3 protein-coding genes are annotated in these 1866 nt (G+C 47.6%); all 3 read left to right on the forward strand.

Going from position 1 to position 1866, the window contains the following annotated elements; translation table 11 throughout:
• The first annotated feature begins 70 nt into the window (after positions 1-70).
• Positions 71-388: an IS66 family insertion sequence element accessory protein TnpA gene (gene tnpA, locus AB4623_RS23710; protein ID WP_017068715.1), complete on the forward strand. Its 318-nt coding sequence runs from the start codon at positions 71-73 to the stop codon at positions 386-388.
• The gene (gene tnpB, locus AB4623_RS23715; protein ID WP_372147482.1) at positions 385-738 is read left to right on the forward strand and encodes an IS66 family insertion sequence element accessory protein TnpB; all 354 of its coding nucleotides are present in this window, start codon (positions 385-387) and stop codon (positions 736-738) included. Before tnpA ends, tnpB begins: the two co-directional genes overlap by 4 nt.
• A 59-nt stretch (positions 739-797) precedes the next feature.
• Positions 798-1866: IS66 family transposase (tnpC, locus tag AB4623_RS23720; protein WP_372147484.1), on the forward strand; the 1069-nt coding region annotated here is incomplete at its 3' end.

A 1866-nucleotide genomic window follows, 5' to 3' on the forward strand; every position in this document is an offset into this window, starting at 1 on the left:
CATGAACACCGCATTCTAATCCTTCAGCACGAAGAATAAGATCAACTCTCCAACCCAAAGGAGAGTTGAAATGGCAAAACGACGTACCAACCTAGAATGGCAATCACTGTTTGAGCAATATGAAAGCAGCAGTGTTACCCAACGCGCTTTTTGTGAAGAGCATGGACTGAGTTTATCCACGTTCTTTGCCAAACGGCGTCAACTCCAAACAGCAAGCCAATCGGAATCTGTCGGATTTGTTAAAGCCGAAATCGTTGAAAAGACAACCAAGTATCAGGCCCAGATAGCTACGGCGAACATGACACTTCTCATCAATGATGTGGAGCTGAGCATTCCTCAAGGCACGCCAGCCACCTATCTTGCTGAACTCATTGGAGCGTTGTCATGAAAGGTATGCTCAGCGCTCCAGACATTTACCTTTATCGTGAAAGCGTCGATTTTAGAAAGTCCATCAACGGCCTTGCAGCGATTATCGAAAATGATACTGACTTGCCTCTTGGCAGCGGTGCGCTGTTCCTGTTTACCAATAAACAGCGCGATAAGATTAAAGTGTTGTACTGGGATAAAACAGGCTTCGCCCTCTGGTATAAATGCCTTGAAAAAGCCAAGTATAAGTGGCCTTCAAAAGAGAAAAATCAGGTGTTTACCCTCACTCAATTTGAGCTTGACAGACTGCTTTCAGGCTTCACAATTATCGGCCACGAACCCATCAAAATAAACGATTTTACAATGAGTTAATCGAGAATAAAGCCTTATTCTCCAAGCGTTAACGGCACGATTTTAGTATGATCAATGCTATGAAAAAGACGCCAAATATCGACCCAGAAAGCCAAGATGTTGCCGAGCTACAAGCGATGGTAGCTGCTCTGATGTCGGAGAAAAATGAGTGGAAACAAGAGCGCCAATCGCTGCTTGAACAACTCAAACTCGCCTTCGACCGTCAGTTCGCGAAACGCTCGGAGGCATTAAAGCCTTACGATGAATCACAAGGTGACCTCTTCAACGAAGCGGAATGTGAAGCCGTTAAAGAAGACGAGGTTGAGGTGACAACCACGACCACAACGAAAAAGCGCGGTAAACGTAAACCTCTGCCTAAGACCTTGCCTCGTGAGGTTATCGAACTTGATATAGACGACCATGAAAAGCAGTGCGCTTGCTGCAATCATAGCCTGCATAAAATCGGGGAAGACCGCAGCGAGAAGCTAGAGTTCACGCCAGCGGTACTCAAAGTGTTGGAATATGTTCGTCCTAAGTACGCTTGCCGCCAGTGCGAGAAAACAGGCGACAGCAGCCGAATCGTTCAGAAGCCATCCCCTCAGAGCCTCATCCCTAAAAGCTTCGCCACAGAAAGTTTGCTGACCAACATCATTCTTGGAAAATACCAATACGCGATGCCACTTTACCGTCAAGAATCGCTGTTTACCCAGTCGGGTATCGAGCTATCACGTACCACCATGGCTAGGTGGGTCATCCAAGTCAGTGAGAAGTTCGCCCCGCTGTATGCCGCCTTGAAAGAGCACCTACTTCAACAAGTGGTGGTTCAAGCGGATGAAACGCCGCTCAATGTGCTCAAAGAAGAGAAGCAGTGTTATATGTGGCTCTACTGCTCAGGCGCTGACTCACCCGAAGCGGCACTGCCGAATGTGAAAAATATTGCCTTGTACGACTATCAAAACAGTCGCGCGAGGGCGTGTCCCGTGGACTTTTTAGGTGACTACAACGGTTATCTACAAACCGATGGCTACGCGGCTTATGATGGTCTGCATCACGTCACCAATGTAGGGTGCTTAGCGCATGCTCGTCGCAAGTTCATGGATGCGAAGAAGCTTCAAGGGAAAGGTAAATCAGGCAAGGCTGATAAGGCGC

This window comes from Vibrio sp. 10N.222.52.C12 (assembly GCF_041474215.1).
Lineage (GTDB): Bacteria > Pseudomonadota > Gammaproteobacteria > Enterobacterales > Vibrionaceae > Vibrio > Vibrio crassostreae_C.